9 protein-coding genes, 1 tRNA gene and 4 pseudogenes are annotated in these 18,049 nt (G+C 37.8%); 9 read left to right on the top strand and 5 right to left on the bottom strand.

Translation table 11 applies throughout. The features are described 5' to 3' along the window. Window positions 1–91: 91 nt before the first annotated feature. Window positions 92–2,114, bottom strand: a pseudogene (uvrB, locus tag V757_RS15485) (excinuclease ABC subunit UvrB). Window positions 2,115–2,224: 110 nt separating this feature from the next. Here uvrB and V757_RS15480 point away from each other — a divergent pair. The 6 genes and pseudogenes from V757_RS15480 (at window position 2,225) to V757_RS15455 (ending at window position 9,482) form a co-directional block, all read left to right on the top strand. Further along, window positions 2,225–3,431: pseudogene (locus V757_RS15480) on the top strand (amino acid aminotransferase). Between the two features lie 210 nt (window positions 3,432–3,641). Continuing rightward, on the top strand, window positions 3,642–4,358 hold the full coding sequence (gene lexA, locus V757_RS15475; protein WP_023948682.1) for a transcriptional repressor LexA: 717 nt from the start codon (window positions 3,642–3,644) through the stop codon (window positions 4,356–4,358). A gap of 120 nt (window positions 4,359–4,478) precedes the next feature. Beyond that, a complete protein-coding gene (locus V757_RS15470; protein WP_023948680.1) occupies window positions 4,479–5,627 on the top strand; it encodes a porin in 1,149 nt (382 codons plus the stop codon). A 68-nt stretch (window positions 5,628–5,695) separates the two neighbouring features. Next, complete coding sequence (gene efeO / locus V757_RS15465; protein WP_023948678.1) at window positions 5,696–6,511, top strand: iron uptake system protein EfeO; 816 nt, start codon at window positions 5,696–5,698, stop codon at window positions 6,509–6,511. A gap of 99 nt (window positions 6,512–6,610) precedes the next feature. Next, on the top strand, window positions 6,611–7,804 hold the full coding sequence (gene efeB / locus V757_RS15460; RefSeq protein WP_023948676.1) for an iron uptake transporter deferrochelatase/peroxidase subunit: 1,194 nt from the start codon (window positions 6,611–6,613) through the stop codon (window positions 7,802–7,804). Beyond that, window positions 7,794–9,482, top strand: a complete 1,689-nt coding sequence (locus V757_RS15455) for an FTR1 family iron permease (protein WP_023948675.1) — start codon at window positions 7,794–7,796, stop codon at window positions 9,480–9,482. The genes efeB and V757_RS15455 overlap by 11 nt, the downstream gene beginning before the upstream one ends. 144 nt (window positions 9,483–9,626) lie before the next feature. Here V757_RS15455 and V757_RS15450 read toward each other — a convergent pair. The 3 genes and pseudogenes from V757_RS15450 to V757_RS15440 all read right to left on the bottom strand — a co-directional run bounded on the left by V757_RS15450 (window position 9,627) and on the right by V757_RS15440 (window position 14,356). Next, window positions 9,627–12,228: pseudogene (locus tag V757_RS15450) on the bottom strand (TRAP transporter permease). A gap of 213 nt (window positions 12,229–12,441) precedes the next feature. Beyond that, window positions 12,442–13,425 (bottom strand): TAXI family TRAP transporter solute-binding subunit, encoded by a 984-nt coding sequence (locus tag V757_RS15445; RefSeq protein WP_023948674.1) that lies wholly within the window; start codon window positions 13,423–13,425, stop codon window positions 12,442–12,444. A 351-nt stretch (window positions 13,426–13,776) separates the two neighbouring features. After that, window positions 13,777–14,356, bottom strand: a pseudogene (locus tag V757_RS15440) (transglycosylase SLT domain-containing protein). Window positions 14,357–14,457: 101 nt separating this feature from the next. Between V757_RS15440 and V757_RS15435 the strand changes: the two are divergent. The 3 genes from V757_RS15435 (at window position 14,458) to dapC (ending at window position 17,395) form a co-directional block, all read left to right on the top strand. Next, the gene (locus V757_RS15435) at window positions 14,458–15,633 is read left to right on the top strand and encodes an AI-2E family transporter (protein ID WP_023948673.1); all 1,176 of its coding nucleotides are present in this window, start codon (window positions 14,458–14,460) and stop codon (window positions 15,631–15,633) included. Window positions 15,634–15,737: 104 nt separating this feature from the next. Further along, window positions 15,738–15,822 (top strand) — tRNA-Leu (locus V757_RS15430). Between the two features lie 376 nt (window positions 15,823–16,198). Continuing rightward, window positions 16,199–17,395, top strand: coding sequence for a succinyldiaminopimelate transaminase (gene dapC / locus V757_RS15425; protein WP_023948671.1), 1,197 nt, complete (start codon window positions 16,199–16,201; stop codon window positions 17,393–17,395). A gap of 401 nt (window positions 17,396–17,796) precedes the next feature. Here the strand turns inward: dapC and V757_RS15420 are convergent. Further along, window positions 17,797–18,049 (bottom strand): integrase core domain-containing protein (locus V757_RS15420; protein WP_023948670.1); only part of this gene is annotated, 253 nt, incomplete at its 5' end.

The raw sequence follows: 18,049 nt of genomic DNA, 5'->3' as shown, positions 1-18,049 counted from the left end.
AATAAAATTTATATCCAAATTTGCCATACAAATTTCGAGTTTAGAAACCCAAAACAGTCAAAAAATTACGCCTTATTCAAAATAGTAGAGATTAAGAAAAAAGCATTTTTTCTTTAAGTTTTTGGATACGATTTCTGATTTGTGCCGCTTGTTCAAACTCTAAGTTTTTCGCATGGTCTAGCATTTGTTTTTCCAATTTTTTCAATAATTTTGCCGTTACTTTTTCATCTGAAACATCTGCTTCAACAATTTCTGTTGGTATATCTTCCGCCTCTGGAGAGCTCGTTAAAACACCGTCAATTAATTCTTTAACGGCTTTTACCACCCCTTTAGGTGTAATACCATGCTCTTGGTTAAAGAGTAATTGTTTTTGACGACGTCGCTCTGTCTCGTCTATTGCTTTTTTCATAGAGTCGGTAATATTGTCTGCATATAAAATAGCTTTACCATTTAAATTACGAGCGGCACGTCCAATGGTTTGGATAAGACTACGTTCAGAACGTAAGAAGCCTTCTTTATCTGCATCTAAAATAGCCACTAAAGAAACCTCTGGAATATCCAAACCTTCACGTAGCAAGTTAATCCCTACTAACACATCAAAAACGCCTAGTCGTAAATCGCGAATAATTTCTACCCGCTCTACGGTATCAATATCAGAATGTAAATAACGAACCTTTAACTGATTTTCTGCTAAATAATCAGTCAAATCCTCAGCCATTCTTTTGGTGAGTGTAGTCACTAATACACGCTCCCCCTTAGCAATACGTAATTTGGCTTCACCTAATAAATCATCTACCTGTGTCAATGCAGGCCTTATTTCCACGATTGGGTCTAATAAGCCCGTAGGGCGGACTACTTGCTCTGCAATATTATCGGAATGTTCTTTTTCGTATTCAGCCGGTGTGGCTGAAACAAAAATTGATTGCCGCATTCTTGCCTCAAACTCTTCCATTTTAAGTGGCCGATTATCAAGAGCACTAGGCAATCTAAATCCAAACTGTACAAGCGTCTCTTTACGCGATCTATCTCCCCTATACATCGCTCGAAGTTGCCCCATCATGACATGACTTTCATCAAAAAACATAATCGCATCTTTTGGCAAATAATCAATTAATGTTGGTGGAGCTTCTCCTGGTGCAGCTCCGGATAAGTGCCTTGAGTAATTTTCAATCCCCTTGCAGAACCCCAATTCTTGTAGCATTTCCAAATCAAATCTAGTTCGCTGTTCAATACGCTGTGCTTCTACTAATTGATGGTTATCTAAAAAAAAACTGTATGCGTTCTTTTAATTCAGCTTTAATTGTCTCAATAGCCCTCAGTATCGTATCTCTTGGCGTAACATAATGTGAACTAGGATAAATAGTAAAACGAATAACCTTTTGTCTTACCTTGCCTGTCAGTGGATCAAATAATTCTATAGACTCCAACTCATCATCAAAGAGGCTAATCCTAACCGCTAATTCTGGGCTTTCAGCCGGGAACACATCTATCGTATCTCCTCTCACACGGAAATGTCCACGCGTAAACTCTACATCATTTCGCTCATATTGCATGGAAACCAGTCTAGCCAATAACTCTTGCCGACTAATTGTCGCCCCTTCACGTAGAATTAAAATCATTGCATGATAATCACTAGGATTACCAATACCATAAATGGTAGAGACCGTTCCTACAATAATCGTATCCCTTCGCTCCATAAGGCTTTTTGTTGCCGATAAACGCATCTGTTCAATGTGTTCGTTAATGTTTGAATCTTTCTCAATAAACAAATCTCGGCTAGGTACATACGCTTCTGGTTGATAATAATCATAGTAAGAGACGAAATACTCAACAGCATTTTTAGGAAAAAACTCGCGCATTTCCGCATAGAGTTGTGCAGCTAGCGTTTTATTAGGAGCTAAGATTAAAGCCGGACGACCTAATCTAGCAATCGTATTTGCCATGGTAAACGTTTTACCTGACCCCGTCACTCCCAATAATGTCTGAAACATCAACCCATCTTTTACACCATCAACTAAACTATCAATGGCTGTTGGCTGATCCCCAGAGGGAGGATAAGGTTGATAAAGTTGAAAGGGACTATTGGGAAATTCAACGAATTGACCTGCACTCATGCTATTATTTTATTATCCTGTTAATGCGAAAATCTTTAGAATTTTTCTAAGAACTAACCATTTTAACAAGTAATCGTTTTTTTTTACTCTTTTTTCTATCGTGGATTATTATGTCTTCTCTATTTGCAAATGTTGAGTTAGCTCCTCGTGACCCGATTCTTGGCTTAAATGAACAATACAATGCCGATACAAGAGCGACCAAAGTTAATCTTGGCGTAGGTGTTTATTATGATGATGAAGGTCGTTTACCTGTTCTAGAAGCTGTGCGTCTTGCTGAAACAGAACGTGCTAAGCAATCAGCACCTCGTGGTTATTTACCCATCGAAGGGATTGGTACTTATGATAAAGGGGCTCAAGCGCTATTATTAGGAAAAGATAGTGACATTACCAAAGAAGGGCGTGCCTTAACTTTCCAAGCGCTAGGTGGAACTGGTGCCCTAAAAATCGGAGCCGACTTCTTAAAACAAGTCAACGGTAATGCTACTGTTTACATCAGTAATCCAAGCTGGGAAAATCATCGCGCTCTATTTGAGCGTGCTGGCTTTAAAGTTGAAAACTATCCTTATTACAATGCGGAAACTCATGGTTTAGACTTTGATGCTATGCGTTGATTTTTTCAAAACCTTACCAGAAAAAAGCATTGTCGTTCTTCATGCCTGTTGCCATAACCCAACAGGCGTTGATCCAACCATTGAGCAATGGAAAGAGATTGCAGCTATTGTTAAAGAGCGTCATTTAGTGCCATTCCTTGATATTGCTTACCAAGGTTTTGGAGCTGGTCTACAAGAAGATGCTCAAGTGGTGAAATTATTTGCTGAACTAAATATGCCTATGTTTGTTAGTTCATCTTTTTCAAAATCATTCTCTTTATACGGTGAACGTGTTGGCGCATTAACTATTGTATGCGAATCTAAAGATGAAGCAGATCGTGTATTAAGCCAAGTAAAACGTACTATCCGTACCAACTACTCAAACCCTCCTACACATGGCGGTACGATTGTCAGCATGGTTCTTAATAATGATGAATTATTCGCATTATGGGAAAAAGAATTAGCTCAAATGCGTGAGCGTATCCGTACTATGCGTGCTCAATTAGTGGCTAAGCTAAAAGAATATGGCGTGAAGCAAAACTTTGATTTTGTTTTATCTCAACGTGGTATGTTCTCATACTCTGGTCTTACTAAAGAGCAAGTAGAAAAATTACGTAATGAGCATGGTATTTATGCTGTCAATAGTGGTCGTATTTGCGTAGCCGCACTTAATTCTCGTAATATTGATGCCGTAGCCAAAGCTATTGCTGCTGTTTTACAAAACTAAAAATATCAAGTCTGTTTTGTGAAAAATCGGGTAGATGTAAGCTAATATCTACCCGTTTTTTTGATAATTACTTCTTTAATTTTAGTTTTATCACTATATAACTGAAATATCATTCAGATAACATTTATTTTCAATAAAAAAATCACTTTACCTACTTGCTTTTTTCTTAATAATCGCTAAAATAAACTGTATATTCATACAGGAATGATTATGACGATTAAATTAACGCCACGTCAAGAAGAAATTTTACACTTAATTCAATCCACTGTTGAAAAAACTGGTTTTCCTCCTACACGTGCTGAAATTGCCAAAACACTAGGATTTAAATCTCCCAATGCTGCCGAGGATCATATCAAAGCACTTAGCAAAAAAGGGGCAATTTTCTTAAGTCCGGGAGCCTCTCGTGGTATTCGTCTTAATCCTGATTTTTTAGCTGCCAATACCTCTGCTACATCGACACTTGATAAAATCAGCACAAAAGTTGTGGATTCGATTAAAACAGGGATTGATGAGGCTGCCTCACTACTCAAGGATAATCGTTTACTTTTACCCATTATAGGTCGTGTTGCAGCTGGCTCACCAATCAATGCTATAGAACATCACGAGTCTACGCTACAATTAGACCCTGCTCTTTTCTCTGCCACCCCCGACTACTTACTAAAAGTCAAAGGGGAAAGTATGAAAGATATTGGTATTTTTGATGGTGATTTACTCGCTGTCAAAAAAACATCTCAGGTACGTAATGGACAAATTGTCGTGGCACGGATTGATGATGATGTCACCGTCAAACGATTCCATAAAACAGGTTCCAATATTGAATTACTACCTGAAAATAGTGACTTTTCACCTATCGTCGTCGATCACACTTCCTCATTTGAAATTGAAGGAATTGCGGTCGGTCTAATTCGCCCAGGTGTCTTTCAATAACAACGATTTCAGCTTTTTTCTTAAAAAGTCGCCTTTATTATGTAATTTTTAATGGTAATAATTTTCATTTAGATGTAATATCTAACACAATACATAATTACATTGACAAAGGTTTTTGCCATGAAAAAGCTTCTTTTAGCAAGTACTATTCTCGCCTCTTATGCCCAGATGGCCAACGCGGAAACATCCGTTAATTTATATGGCATCGTAGATACTGCTGTTAGTTTTAACCAAATCAAAACGACAAGCTATGGAGCAACAGGGAACCAATTAGCTAGCTACAAAGAACGCTCTGTAGGCGTTGATAATGGTTTAGCTGGTGGTAGCTATTGGGGGTTACGTGGTTCAGAAGAAATTGGCAATGGTTTACATGCTATTTTTACCTTAGAAGGTCATTTCAATGCATCCAATGGCGCATATGACGAAGCTGGACGCATTTTTAATCGAAATGCTTTTGTTGGCTTTGCGAATGAAGCGTGGGGACAATTAACATTAGGTTATCAAAAAAATATTGCCGATGAGTTTATGCCTAATGCTGATCCTTTTGGTACTGATTTTGGTCAAGCAGGAGCTGGCTCTGTCTTTGGTGATTCTCTCAGCTCTTCCTTGGAAAAGTCTGTTAAATACCTAAGTGCTGAAAGCAATGGCTTCCAATTTGGTGCTGTTTTTTCCTATGATCACATCAAAAGAACAGTAAATGGTGTCACTACTAGAGAAGGTAATAAACAACTTAGCCTTGGTCTAAAATATTCTCGTGATGCGCTATTCCTAGGTGCTGTTTATGATACAGTCAAAGAAGTCGGTGGCATAAAAAGTAAATCATGGGCAATCGGTGGTAGTTATGACTTTAATGTCGTCAAACTCTATGGTGCTTTTGGACAGCAACGCAATGGCATGTTTGGAGAGATTCTTTCTTTAGCGGCGACCGAAGAAATTAATGGTGAGACTATTCCTACCGCATGGAATCGTAAAGGCTATCGTCAAAGCTCTTGGCTTGCTGGTTTAAGTGCTCCTATCTCTGATAATGGTACCCTACTTTTCTCCTACCAAGGCATTTCGGCTAAAAATACACAGATTGATTCTCCAATTAAAGCAAGTGGTCATATTTTTAGCTTTGGCTATACACATGAACTATCAAAACGCACCAGTCTCTATGGTGTTGCTTCTTATGGCAAAACAACCATAAAAAATTATGATGGCACTGCTTTTACGGGTAAAGAGAAAATTAAGTCTACCCTTGTCGCTATTGGCTTACGCCATGCATTCTAAGAAATATATATTGATTTAAACAATATTACTTAGTAATCATTTTTCTTTTTTATTAAGGACAATTATTTATGATGCGTCTTTCTGCACTCGCGTTAACTATTGCAGCTAGTGGGTTTAGCTTATCTGCAATAGCAGCACCTGATTTATCCAAAGAAACAAGTAGTTATCGTGAATTTGTTATTCATCAAATAGATCAATTAGTGACTGACACAGAAAAGTTTGTGCAATATCTTGATAACGGTGATGTTGCAAATGCAAAAAAACTCTATCCCATTTCACGTATGGCTTATGAACGTTCAGAACCTCTTGCCGAAAGTTTTGGTGATTTAGATCCTCGCATTGATGCTCGTCTCGCCGATTTAGAGGGTGAAGGCAAAGGTGAGAAAGATTGGACTGGCTTCCATAAAATTGAAAAAATATTATGGGAAACGAACTCTACACAAGGAACAAAAGAGTTAGGTGTTCAATTACTTAAAGATATTAAAGAATTACGCGCTAAAGTACCTACAGCAGAAGTCACACCTGAATTAATGATTTCTGGTGCAGTTGATTTATTAAATGAAGTTTCTACCTCAAAAGTAACTGGTGAAGAAGAAATTTTCTCCAAAACAGACCTTTATGACTTTAAGGCTAATATTGAAGGTGCGGAGAAAATTTATGAACTATTCAAACCTAGGCTAGAAGAGAAAGATAAACAATTATCAGCTGAAATTGCACAACGATTTGAAGCAGTAAATAAACTTTTAGCTTCTCATAACAATGCCAAAGAAGGTTTTGATTACAAACCTTACAACCAATTAAGTAAAGATGAAATTAAAACTCTAGCTGAGGCTGTCAATAAGCTTGGGGAGCCACTCGCACAAATGGGCGTTATTCTTGAATAAGAATAATCTCTAATTATACGTTATATAAGCTAGGTTTCTCTTTTTATACAAGTGACCCTAGCTTTTTACTTTTTACCCAAAGAATTATAAAGGTTAGTCATGAAAAACTTAAATCGCCGTCACTTTGTTAAACAACTAGGAATGTCGAGTGCTGGTCTAATGCTTGGTTCCTCTATTAATTCCGTTGAAGCAAAGACGCCCTGCGATCATAATACTACGCCTATCATCCCTTTCGTTGGTACACATCAGGCTGGCATTACCACACCAGGACAAAAGCATATCTATTTTATTGTCCTAGATCTGCATACAGACAAACTAGAAGACATCAAGCAAATGTTCAAGGTTTGGACAAGTTATAGCAAAAACTTGACTCAAGGAAAAAATGTTAAAGAATATAGTAAAAATCATTTTATCCCCCCTGCGGATACAGGGGAAGCCGATAGTTTAAGTGCCCATAAACTCACCTTAACGTTTGGAGTAAGCCCAAGTTTTTTTACTAAGCTAAATATAAATCACCTCAAACCAGCTGAGTTAACTGACTTACCTCACTTTCCTAGAGATCAATTAAAACCAGAATACATTGGAGGTGATATTTGTATACAAGCCTGCGCTGATGATCCACAAGTAGCCTTTAATGCCGTGCGTAACTTAGTCCGTGTTGCTCGTTCAACGATAACCATGAAGTGGAGCCAATCAGGATTTACATCTTATGATGACTTGCAAACACCACGTAATCTTTTTGCCTTTAAAGACGGTACAGCCAATTTTTCTGGTCAAAAGTTAGATGAGGTTGTTTGGGTTCAGCAAGATAATTGGTTAAAAAATGGATCTTATCTTGTTGTTAGACGCATCAAAATGTTCTTGGAAACTTGGGATAGAACAAACGCTGCCGAACAAAATAATACTTTTGGTAGATATCGTGACAGTGGTATCGCTTTTGGGCATAAAGATGAATTTGATACGCTTGATTTGAAAAAAATGGATGAAAAAGGTAAACCTATTTTTCCCAATACCTCTCATGTCAAACTTGCTCATCAAACAGGACTCAATATACTGAGACGATCCTATTCATATGCTAGTGGTATTGATGACCATGCTCAATTTGATGCTGGTCTCTTATTTATTTCCTTTCAAAATGATCCTAAAACATTTATTACTATTCAAAATTCTCTAGGTAATACAGACAAAATGAATGAGTACGTTACCCATATTGGAAGTGGACTTTTTGCCTGCTTCCCGGGTATAGTTGATGAACAGGATTATCTAGGTAGGAGTTTATTTGATGCTATCTAAGTTTTTATGGCGATTCTTGTTTGTCCTCTCCTTAACGATAGGACTACAAATAAATGTCCTTGCTAAAGTAAATACTAGCCCCTTATTTGTACAAATCTCTGATGCAATGAGTCATGTAAAAAAAGGAGAAAACCAACAAATACTCCCTATTCTACAAAATATCAAAAAAGATTTTGTAGCTCTCCAAAACCATGATTCAATAGCAGGAAAAACAGTAAGCGACACCATTGAACAAGCACTTAAACAACAAGACCTTCTTTCTCTAGAAAGCTTATCAAAAGCTTTATATACATTTGAAAAAGAGCAAAATCCTGTAGATTATGAGGCGAAACGACAGCAATTCAGCAAACGAGTTGTCCCTGTCTATGAACAACTCAATAAACATATTCTCGAAAAAAATCTAGATGCTGTTATAGAAGACTATAAACGTTTCAATACCACATGGACATTAAATGAGAAAGCTGTTCGAGATACCAGCATTGGGCATTATGGACAAATTGAAACAGCAATGACTTTGATGCGTATTGCCATGTTAGCTGATCCACCCAATTATTTAGAAATGGAAAAGCAATCTGCTCAATTGAAAAATACACTAGATGACTTCAAGGCAGGTAATACAGCCACCATTAAAGTAGATACAAATGCACCTACAGATTTAGCCTCAGGTATAGGTCTACTATCTAAAAGTTATGATGACTTCGCAAATAAACGCATTGAAGAAGGTCAAGCAAAAATACGTACATTTATTCAACAATGGCCTATTTTTGAAGGAGAGGTACGCACACGTAATGGTAGCCTTTATAGCAAAGTAGAAAGCCTACTTCCTGTTATTTTGCTCAAGGCAGATGAGCCTGCCAATCTACAAAAATTTACCCAATTAATTACAGAGCTCAAACAAATCAATGTTAATGCTGCTTATGGTCCTATTGACGCAGCCTTAGTCCTTTTGCGTGAAGGTGTTGAGGCATTATTAATTGTTATGGCACTTGTCACTACACTAAATGCAGCCAAACAGATTACTGCCAAGCGTTGGGTGTATGCAGGGGCTATTCTTGGCGTGTTTGCTAGCCTTCTGGGGGCAATTGCGCTCCAACAACTATTCCCAACCATTGCTGCTGGCACAAATCGTGAAATCCTCGAAGGAAGTATTGGTATTATCGCCGTTATCATTATGCTTTTTGTGGGTGCATGGTTACATAGCAAAGCATCTATTACGGGGTGGAGAAAATTTGTTGATAAGCACGTAAATACAGCGTTAGCAACTGGCAGTCTTTTCTCAATGCTAGCACTAAGCTTTCTTTCCGTATTTCGTGAAGGAGCAGAAACAATTTTATTCTATGCAGGGATGCTACCTCGCATTGAGCTACAAGATTTATTGTTAGGTATCGGCATAGCACTCATAGCATTACTCGTTATTGCTATTTTGATGATTACCTCAAGTAAACGCTTGCCTATGCATCATTTATTTAAAGTAATGACATGGCTAATTTATACACTGGGCTTCAAAATCCTTGGTGTCAGTATCCACTCTTTGCAATTAACTAATATCCTACCTGAACATTTACTTGCCAGCCTACCAAGTATTCCATTGATTGGATTCTATGCTAATTGGGAATGTATAGTAGCACAGGTACTATATTTGGCATTGATACCCCTAGTCAATAAGTTATTTAAATAAATGATCTAATTATTAATGATTGCCCTCTTCTATGTTTGAAGGTAGTCATTAATAAACATAAAAAAAACGCATTCAATTAACTATTGAATGCGTTTTTTTTGAGTCTACTAAAACTTTTTGTCTTATTTTCTATAGAGAACTTTACTAAGTAATTTCCCCTCTTTTACGCATACGACGACCTTGGAGAATCCAAATAGCCGCAACAATCAATAAACCAGGAATAAACATTAGTATTTCTGTTGGTCTGTCAGAGTTGGGAACCATAACATCTGCCACATCCCAACCTTGCTCCCAACTAGAGCGTGCAGCAGGACTACCAAATTTCACATTAGCTACTTGTAGCGTATCACCTAAGCTCATAAAACTTAATCCAGCTCGTTGTAAACGCTCACGACCAATTTGCTTGGCGTCTTTACCTTCTGTCGACTCTAACGCAGGCAAGTTCACTGCTACTAATTTTGTCAACTCTTTACCTTCAAAATTCATCCCTTTAATTTCGGCAACAAAACGACCATCCTCAGGAATATTGGCAGCTACGCTATACACCTCTGCAACAGGACGAGCAACATATTCAGGGGCAATTCGATTCATATACCAATCAGGACGGAAAAGCATAAAAGACGCAATTAACAGAATCAATGCCTCTAGCCAAGTACATTTATCACGGAACCAACGCAACGTTGATGCAGCGAATACAAGAGAGGCAATGGTTGCACCAATAACCACCGCTAATAAATGCCACCATGTATCCACGCCAATTAATAGTAATAATGGGTTGAATACAAAAATAAATGGTAATACCGCCGTTCTTAATGCATAGGTTACCCCTTGAATACCCGTCTTAATAGGATCTTCACCAGAAATAGCGGCTGCGGCAAAGGTTGCCAAGCCTACTGGAGGGGTAATATCCGCCATAATCCCAAAGTAAAAGACGAAAAAGTGCACCGCAATCAGGGGAATAATTAAGCCACTCTGTGCGCCTAACTCTACAACCACAGGTGCCATTAACGTAGCCATTAGAATATAGTTAGCCGTCGTTGGCATACCTAAGCCTAGAATTAGGCATACAGCCGCCGTAAAGAATAGCATAACTAAGACATTACCCATTGACACCAACTCAACAAAAGCAGTCATCCGTAAGCCTAAGCCAGTTAAAGTAATCGCCCCAACAATCAGACCTGCTGTACCACATGCAATCGCAATACCAATCATATTGCGAGCACCCTCTTCTAACCCTTGAATAGCTTCACTAAAGCCACGCTTCATCTCTGGCCCAGTATCTTGTTTTCTAAAGAAAGCAATAATTGGACGCTGCGTAATCATCAAGAATAATAAAGCAAGCACAGAATAAAATGCCGATAGACCAGCCGATAGCATTTCAACACTTAAACACCATACCAAAATGCCAATTGGAATTAAGAAATATAAGCCAGAGCGTACAGTAGGCCAAATTTCTGGTTTTACAGGATTCGTAATATTGATATCTGTCGGTAAATCTGGATGTTTTGCAGATAAGGCTAATAAATAAACATACACCACTAGTAGCAGTGCTAATAAAATCCAAATAGCGGCTGAACCTGCAAATGCTTGAACACCTGTACCAATATAGTAGAATGCTGCCATGACGAGGAAAGTACCAGAAATACCCATCCCCCAACCAGCTAATTTTTGCATTGGTGTTTTAGGTGCGCCTGCTGACATCATAGGCGTAATACCTAATTTTAATGCCTCTAAGTGCACAATATAAAACAGCGATATGTACGAAATTGACGCAGGCAAAATAGCATTTCGAATAATCTCTGTATATGGAACACCCACATACTCAATCATTAAGAATGCAGCGGCACCCATAACAGGAGGCATAATCTGACCATTAACAGATGAGGCTGTTTCAATCGCACCTGCTCTAATTCCTCCATACCCAGATTTTTTCATCAGTGGAATAGTAAATATCCCTCCTGTAACTACATTGGCTACTGAAGAAGCAGACACAAGGCCATTCACGGCAGAAGAAACAACAGCAACTTTAGCTGGGCCTCCACGTAGGTGACCTAACATGGCAAAAGATACTTGCATCATATAGTTCCCTGCACCACAACGATCGAGCAAAGAACCTAATAATACAAAAATAAAAATATAAGATACCGAAACTCCTAAAGCCACCCCAAAAGTACCTTCTGTCGTTAGCCACATATGCGATACCAAACGCTCTAAAGAAGCGCCTCGGTGTGAAATCACTTCTGGTAGATAAGGTCCTAAGAATGAATACGCTAAGAAGACAATGCCTAATATTGTCATCGGTAACCCTAATGAGCGACGCGTAATTTCAAGCAATAATACAATACCAATCACACCTGTCACCACATCTAACGTTGTTGGGATACCAGGTCTTGATGATAGTTGTTGATAAAACAAATATAAATAGGCTCCGCAAAAACCAGCCAAGATAGCAAATACCCAATCATAAATAGGCATTTTATTAGCATCTTTTTTGAACATAGGATAGGCTAAATAGCCAAGGAACATGGCCAATCCTAAATGAATAGAGCGAGCCTCAGTATCATTAAAAATACCAAGATTAAAACTAAATGGAAGTGGTGAGGCAAACCATAGTTGAAAAAAAAGACCAAAGCAAGGCGCCTGCTGCCAATATCACACTCACAAGCCCCGTCGCTTTACGTCCACCACGATCAACATCGGCAACCAGTTTCTCTAACTCTGCAATTTTTTTTGCATCTGCATCCATAGAGTAAATTCCTTTTTTACGCAATATAATTTATTGCTTTTATAAAACAACAAATGGGTAAGATGATTACCCACAAAATTTTTAGAAATATGCTTTAACGTGCAAGTCCCTTTATTACTCAAGAAATCATCTTAAAAAAGGAAAATGCACGTTATACTCCAACCATAGTTGAGTTATACCAATATGGTATAAAGATTGAACATTTAAAGTCGACTATTTAAGCAAACCAACTTCTTTGTAGTATTTCTCCGCGCCTGGATGCAATGGTGCAGATAAACCATTTTTGATCATACCTTCTTTCGTCAAATGCGCTAAAGCTGGATGTAGTTTTTTGAAATCTTCAAAGTTTTCAAATACAGATTTGACGATTTGATAAACCACGTCATCTGGTGTTTTTGTAGAAGCAACAACAGCTGCTAACACACCATATGTTGGTGTATCATCTGGGTTGTTTTGATATAAACCACCAGGAATAACAGCTTTAGCATAGTATGGATACTTAGCGATAAGTTTGTCTACTACGTCACCTGTTAATGGCATTAACTTAGCACCGCAAGTTGTAGTAGGGTCTTGAATGTTAGCTGATGGATGTCCAACACCAAAGATAAAACCATCAATTTTACCGTCACATAAAGCCGTACCATGCTCATCAGAACGTAATTCTGATGCTAAAGAAAAGTAAGATAAGTCTAAACCACTTTCTTGTAAGTATTGCTCAAGTGAAGCTCGAGAACCAGAGCCTGGATTACCTACGTTAAAGCGTTTACCTTTGAGGTCTGCAAAACTTTTAATATTAGCTTCTTTACGAGTCAATACTGTTAAAGGCTCTGCATGTAAAGAGAATACTGAACGTAACTCTTTGAATGGGCCAGCGTCTTTAAAATTACCTTCTCCATTGTACGCGTTGTAAGCAACGTCAGACTGTGCAAAACCTAAGTCTAACTCTCCTGCTTTAATTGTATTTACGTTGAATACTGAAGCACCAGTTGATTCTACTGAGCAACGTAGCCCATGTGCTGCTCTATCTTTGTTAACGATACGACAAATCGCACCACCAGCCGCATAATAAACGCCTGTTACACCACCAGTACCAATACTAACAAATTTTTGTTGGGCTGCTACTGTACCTGGTGTAGCAAATGCAGCGATCATTGCAAAAGCACCAGCTGCCAGTGATAATTTTTTAGTCAATTTCATAAAAACTCCTTAATGAAAATTCTACTGCGACAGAAATAGTCCAAACAAATTATGTAATAATTTATTATTAAACTAATTAAAGGTATAACAAATTTTCGGCTCAAAGAAAATACAGGGTTTTCCTTATATAGTTGCTATCTTTTGTACTATATTAGTTGTTTTTAAAGAAAAAAACACTAATAGTAACAACTATATAAAATACAGATTTATCTAAAAAAGCACCAATTTAGTGCAAAACAACAAGTTTAGCCATTTTTTATTAATGTCGCTTTTTTACAGTTTTTATAAAGACTTTTGGTCTCTATTTCCCACTTACCCGTTATTAGTTACTATAAATTTAATGTATACAACTTAGTAACGGCATTGTGCATATTGAGCACCATACTGCTCTGCACGTGTTTTGACCTTATTAGCAACATTCATCAGCCAGTTTTTATTCCGATATGTTTGTCGAGAATAACCACCCCAGCCTTCATGATAATTTAAGTATTGACCATAAGCATCCCATTTAGAGGTACCATTAATTTTTTGTGCTTTATCCGTGTACCAACCAATAAAATCAACCGCATCCGCAAAATCAGAACGACTGGCACTCCAAATATTATTTTGTTTTTTATAGTCATCCCATACTTCATCTTTAGCTTGAGGATAACCATATGCAGAGCTTACCCTTCCCCAAGGAATGATTCCCAATAAATAATCTTTAGGCGGTTGTGCATCATGTTTAAAACTAGATTCTTGATAGATGATGGACATAATCACCTGAGGGGGTGTCCCCCATTTTTCGCGAGTTTTTTCTTATCGCTTCTTTCCAAGATGGCTTTTCTGCAAAGATTTCACAAATATTCTCTGGCTGTCTTGGAGGTGTTGTAGAAGTTGCACAAGCTGTTAGCACTAGAACCGATAATGCACAAATATAAGGTCGCTTCATGTATTTAAATAAATTAAAAATATCGCTTATATAACTGTCCATTGTATAATGAAACAACTTTGCTATAAAAGTCAAATTTTTTAAAAATTTTAGGATTCCTCATGCAGAATAAGAATCGTGTTTATTACGCCTTTTATATAGGCTTTTTACTACTGATTACAGTGGGTTTTGGTTATTTACTATCTCCATACTTTACCGCTATTTTTTGGGGAATTATCTTTGCGGTATTATTTCGCCCAATTTATAATTATCTTCTCAAATTAATGCCGGGGCGTCGTAACACAGCAGCTTTATTGACTGTTTTCTTAGCCATCTTAATTGCTTTTATTCCTCTGAGCCTGATTACAGCATCACTTGCTCGTGAAGGTGTTGGCTTATATGAACGAGTTCAGTCAGGACAACTTAATTTAGGTATGTACGCTGATCATGTTTTCAATAACTTACCTCCTTTTATTAAGGAAATTCTCGAAAAATTTCAGATTACGGATGTCTTTGGTATCAGAGACAAATTAATGGTTGTATTTAATAATGCTAGTCGACTGTTAGCCAATGAGCTCGTCCAGCTTAGCCAAAATACCTTTTCGTTCATTATTTCCATGGGTATTATGGTTTACTTATTGTTTTTCTTATTACGCGATGGTTCTAGCATTCAAAATAATTTCAAACGCTTAGTGCCTCTCAGTTACGATCATAAAGTCCATCTATTTGAAAAATTTATTACTGTTGTTCGTGCCACTGTCAAAGGAAACCTATTGGTCGCTATTGTACAAGGTGCTTTAGGTGGGTTTATTTTTAGCTTATTAGGCATCCAAGGGGCTTTACTCTGGGGAGTCATTATGGCTTTCCTATCATTATTACCAGCCATCGGTGCTGCTATTATTTGGTTCCCTGTGGCTATCTATTTCTTAGTCTCAGGGGACTATTGGGAAGGTGCTGCATTAATCGTCTATGGATTTTTTGTGATTGGTTTAGCCGACAATATTTTACGCCCCATACTTGTAGGTAAAGATACAAAATTACCGGATTACCTTGTGCTTATCACAACCTTAGGCGGTTTAACTGCATTTGGTATTAATGGTTTTGTGATTGGTCCTTTATTAGCGGCTTTATTTATCGCATTTTGGGATGAACTCCCTAATGCTATAGGTTTACTTGACGGTGAGAAAAAAGAAACTACTGAGACCACAGTATCACTGGTGGAAGAAATGCCTGAGGAACTCCCTTCAACTCAACTTGTCGAAAAATTACTGAGCGACGAAGAAAACGATATAAAATAGTTTGTTTTTTGCAACAAATATTTTTTCTGAACATCAAATTTTGGGGGAGCGTGTATTTTTTTCTTGCCAATCAACAAACAACTAGGTATAGTTATATTCTTACAGCGAGCGTGGCGGAATTGGTAGACGCACTGGATTTAGGTTCCAGCGCCGAGAGGTGTAAGAGTTCGAGTCTCTTCGCTCGCACCATATACTTGAAAGGATTTGATGACATAGTCTCAAATCCTTTTGTTTTTGTGCTTACTTTTGTGCATTTTTCGCATTTTTCGTGTAAAAGTTAAACTATGTTGACTTTTAGCTCTCCTCTCCTACAATACCCATAAAGATAAAAGTTATCTTTTCTTTAAAACAAACTTTATTTAATAAATTTTTCTCATCATAACCATCAATACCACATACTTTATCCACTCTTATTCCTTTTTTGCCGATAAAGCATGGAATAGTTTAGAATGGTACGTTACGCGTATCGGTACGTTACGCGTATCGACAACGATAAAGCATCGTCATTTCTTGTCTAGAAAGATATTTTTATTCATTAATTTGTTATTGCAGAATAGTTCTTGCTATGAATCCCAATCTTAACCTATTACAGCCCTATCCTTTTGAGCGCTTACGAGCATTATTCGCTGGTGTTGAACCTATTCATTATCAACAGCAGCCTATTAATTTATCGATTGGTGAACCTAAACATGAAACACCTCAACTTATCAAACAAGCCATTATCGATAATTTAACTGCCTTATCCGCTTACCCAGCCACCAAAGGTGATGTGACATTAAGACAAGCGATTTCAGCATGGATTGCTAGACGTTACAATATCCCTGCCCCAAATCCTGAGACAGAAATATTGCCATGTTTGGGCTCAAGAGAGGCACTCTTTTCATTTACACAAGTCGTGATTGGAAATACGACCGGTAATTTAGTTGTATCACCCAATCCTTTTTACCAAATCTATGAAGGCGCCGCCTATTTAGGTGGTGCACAGCCTTATTTCGTGAATTCAGACCCAGCACGAAATTTTGCACCTAATTGGGCATCAGTACCGGAAGACGTGTGGAAAAAAACCAAATTATTATTTGTCTGCTCCCCTGGTAATCCAGCAGGCAATGTGACACCGTTGGAAGAATGGCAATATTTATTTGAACTCAGTGACAAATACGGCTTTGTGATTGCGTCAGATGAATGCTACTCTGAAATTTACTTCAATGAAAAACCGCTTGGTATTCTACAAGCTGCACAACTCAGTGGTCGTACAGATTATAAAAATATGATTTGCTTTTCTAGTCTATCTAAACGATCTAATGTCCCCGGTATGCGCTCTGGCTTTGTGGCAGGTGATAAAGACTGGATGGCATTATTTTTAAAATATCGAACCTATCACGGCAGTGCCATGAGTGGGGTCATCAGTGCAGCCAGTGTGGTAGCCTGGAATGATGAAAGCCATGTCGAAGAAAATCGTCGTTTATATCAAGAAAAGTTTACTAAAGTCTTCCCTATTCTCGCCCCCGTGCTGGATGTCAACATGCCTGATGCATCTTTCTACCTATGGGCAGGCACACCAATTGATGACACCGAATTTAGCAAATCCTTATTTAAGCAAGCAAATGTCGCCTTATTACCGGGTAGCTTTTTAAGTCGTCCAGGATCAGCCGATGGCATTAACCCAGGATTTAAGCGTGTACGCATTGCCCTTGTTGCACCTGTGGAACAATGCGTGGAAGGTGCGGAAAGAATAGCGGAATTTGTGAGGAAGTGTTGTTGATGGCTTAATGGCAAATAAATTTGAAACAACAAAAATTGAACTAAATCAAATCTGACAGATACCGCTTCTCAAATAGGAAACTGTCAGATGAAATCCAAACTCTTACAATTTATGTCTCCGATATAAACTATCCCCTATTTTTATTCCCACATTCTAAATTTTCCTATAGACAAATTCATCCACCTTCCTTGTCTTATCCCTCTTTCTTTAGCCACAATAAGCACTCATTCTCATCAACAATTCTCTTCAAATCAAGATTGACAATATAAACATTTTTGATTGCTATCATAGACATACCAATGAAACAAAGCGAGTTTTTAAGATAGCTCATTAAGCAAGGTGTCACAACATCTAATGGATCTAATCACATCAAACTTGTACCCATCCCATTTTTAGTACAACTATAAAGTAGAAACGGAATGTTTTTGTTTGTACATTAAAGGGGTGAGCCCCTTTAGTGCATCATGAGGTCTTTGCGTATTATAAATCGTTAACCACTCCTCGGTTAGTTGTTTAACCTGTTTTAGTGTTTTAAAGAGGTAACACCCTAAAACCTCTGTGCGATACGTCCGATTAAATCGCTCAATAAAGCCATTTTGGTAGGGGCATCCTGGTTGAATATAATCAATATAGATACCGTGTTGCTTTGCCTGA

The organism is Pelistega indica (assembly GCF_000506865.1).
In the GTDB taxonomy this organism is placed as follows: Bacteria; Pseudomonadota; Gammaproteobacteria; order Burkholderiales; family Burkholderiaceae_B; genus Taylorella; species Taylorella indica.
This window is presented reverse-complemented; position numbering and strand designations above follow the sequence as displayed.

Excerpts from the sequence above, each read along its gene's own strand:
- V757_RS15445 (WP_023948674.1), bottom strand. The coding sequence starts at position 13,425 with ATGAAATTGACTAAAAAATTATCACTGGCAGCTGGTGCTTTTGCAATG.
- lexA (WP_023948682.1), top strand. The coding sequence starts at position 3,642 with ATGACGATTAAATTAACGCCACGTCAAGAAGAAATTTTACACTTAATT.
- V757_RS15455 (WP_023948675.1), top strand. The coding sequence starts at position 7,794 with ATGCTATCTAAGTTTTTATGGCGATTCTTGTTTGTCCTCTCCTTAACG.
- efeO (WP_023948678.1), top strand. The coding sequence starts at position 5,696 with ATGATGCGTCTTTCTGCACTCGCGTTAACTATTGCAGCTAGTGGGTTT.
- efeB (WP_023948676.1), top strand. The coding sequence starts at position 6,611 with ATGAAAAACTTAAATCGCCGTCACTTTGTTAAACAACTAGGAATGTCG.
- V757_RS15470 (WP_023948680.1), top strand. The coding sequence starts at position 4,479 with ATGAAAAAGCTTCTTTTAGCAAGTACTATTCTCGCCTCTTATGCCCAG.
- dapC (WP_023948671.1), top strand. The coding sequence starts at position 16,199 with ATGAATCCCAATCTTAACCTATTACAGCCCTATCCTTTTGAGCGCTTA.
- V757_RS15435 (WP_023948673.1), top strand. The coding sequence starts at position 14,458 with ATGCAGAATAAGAATCGTGTTTATTACGCCTTTTATATAGGCTTTTTA.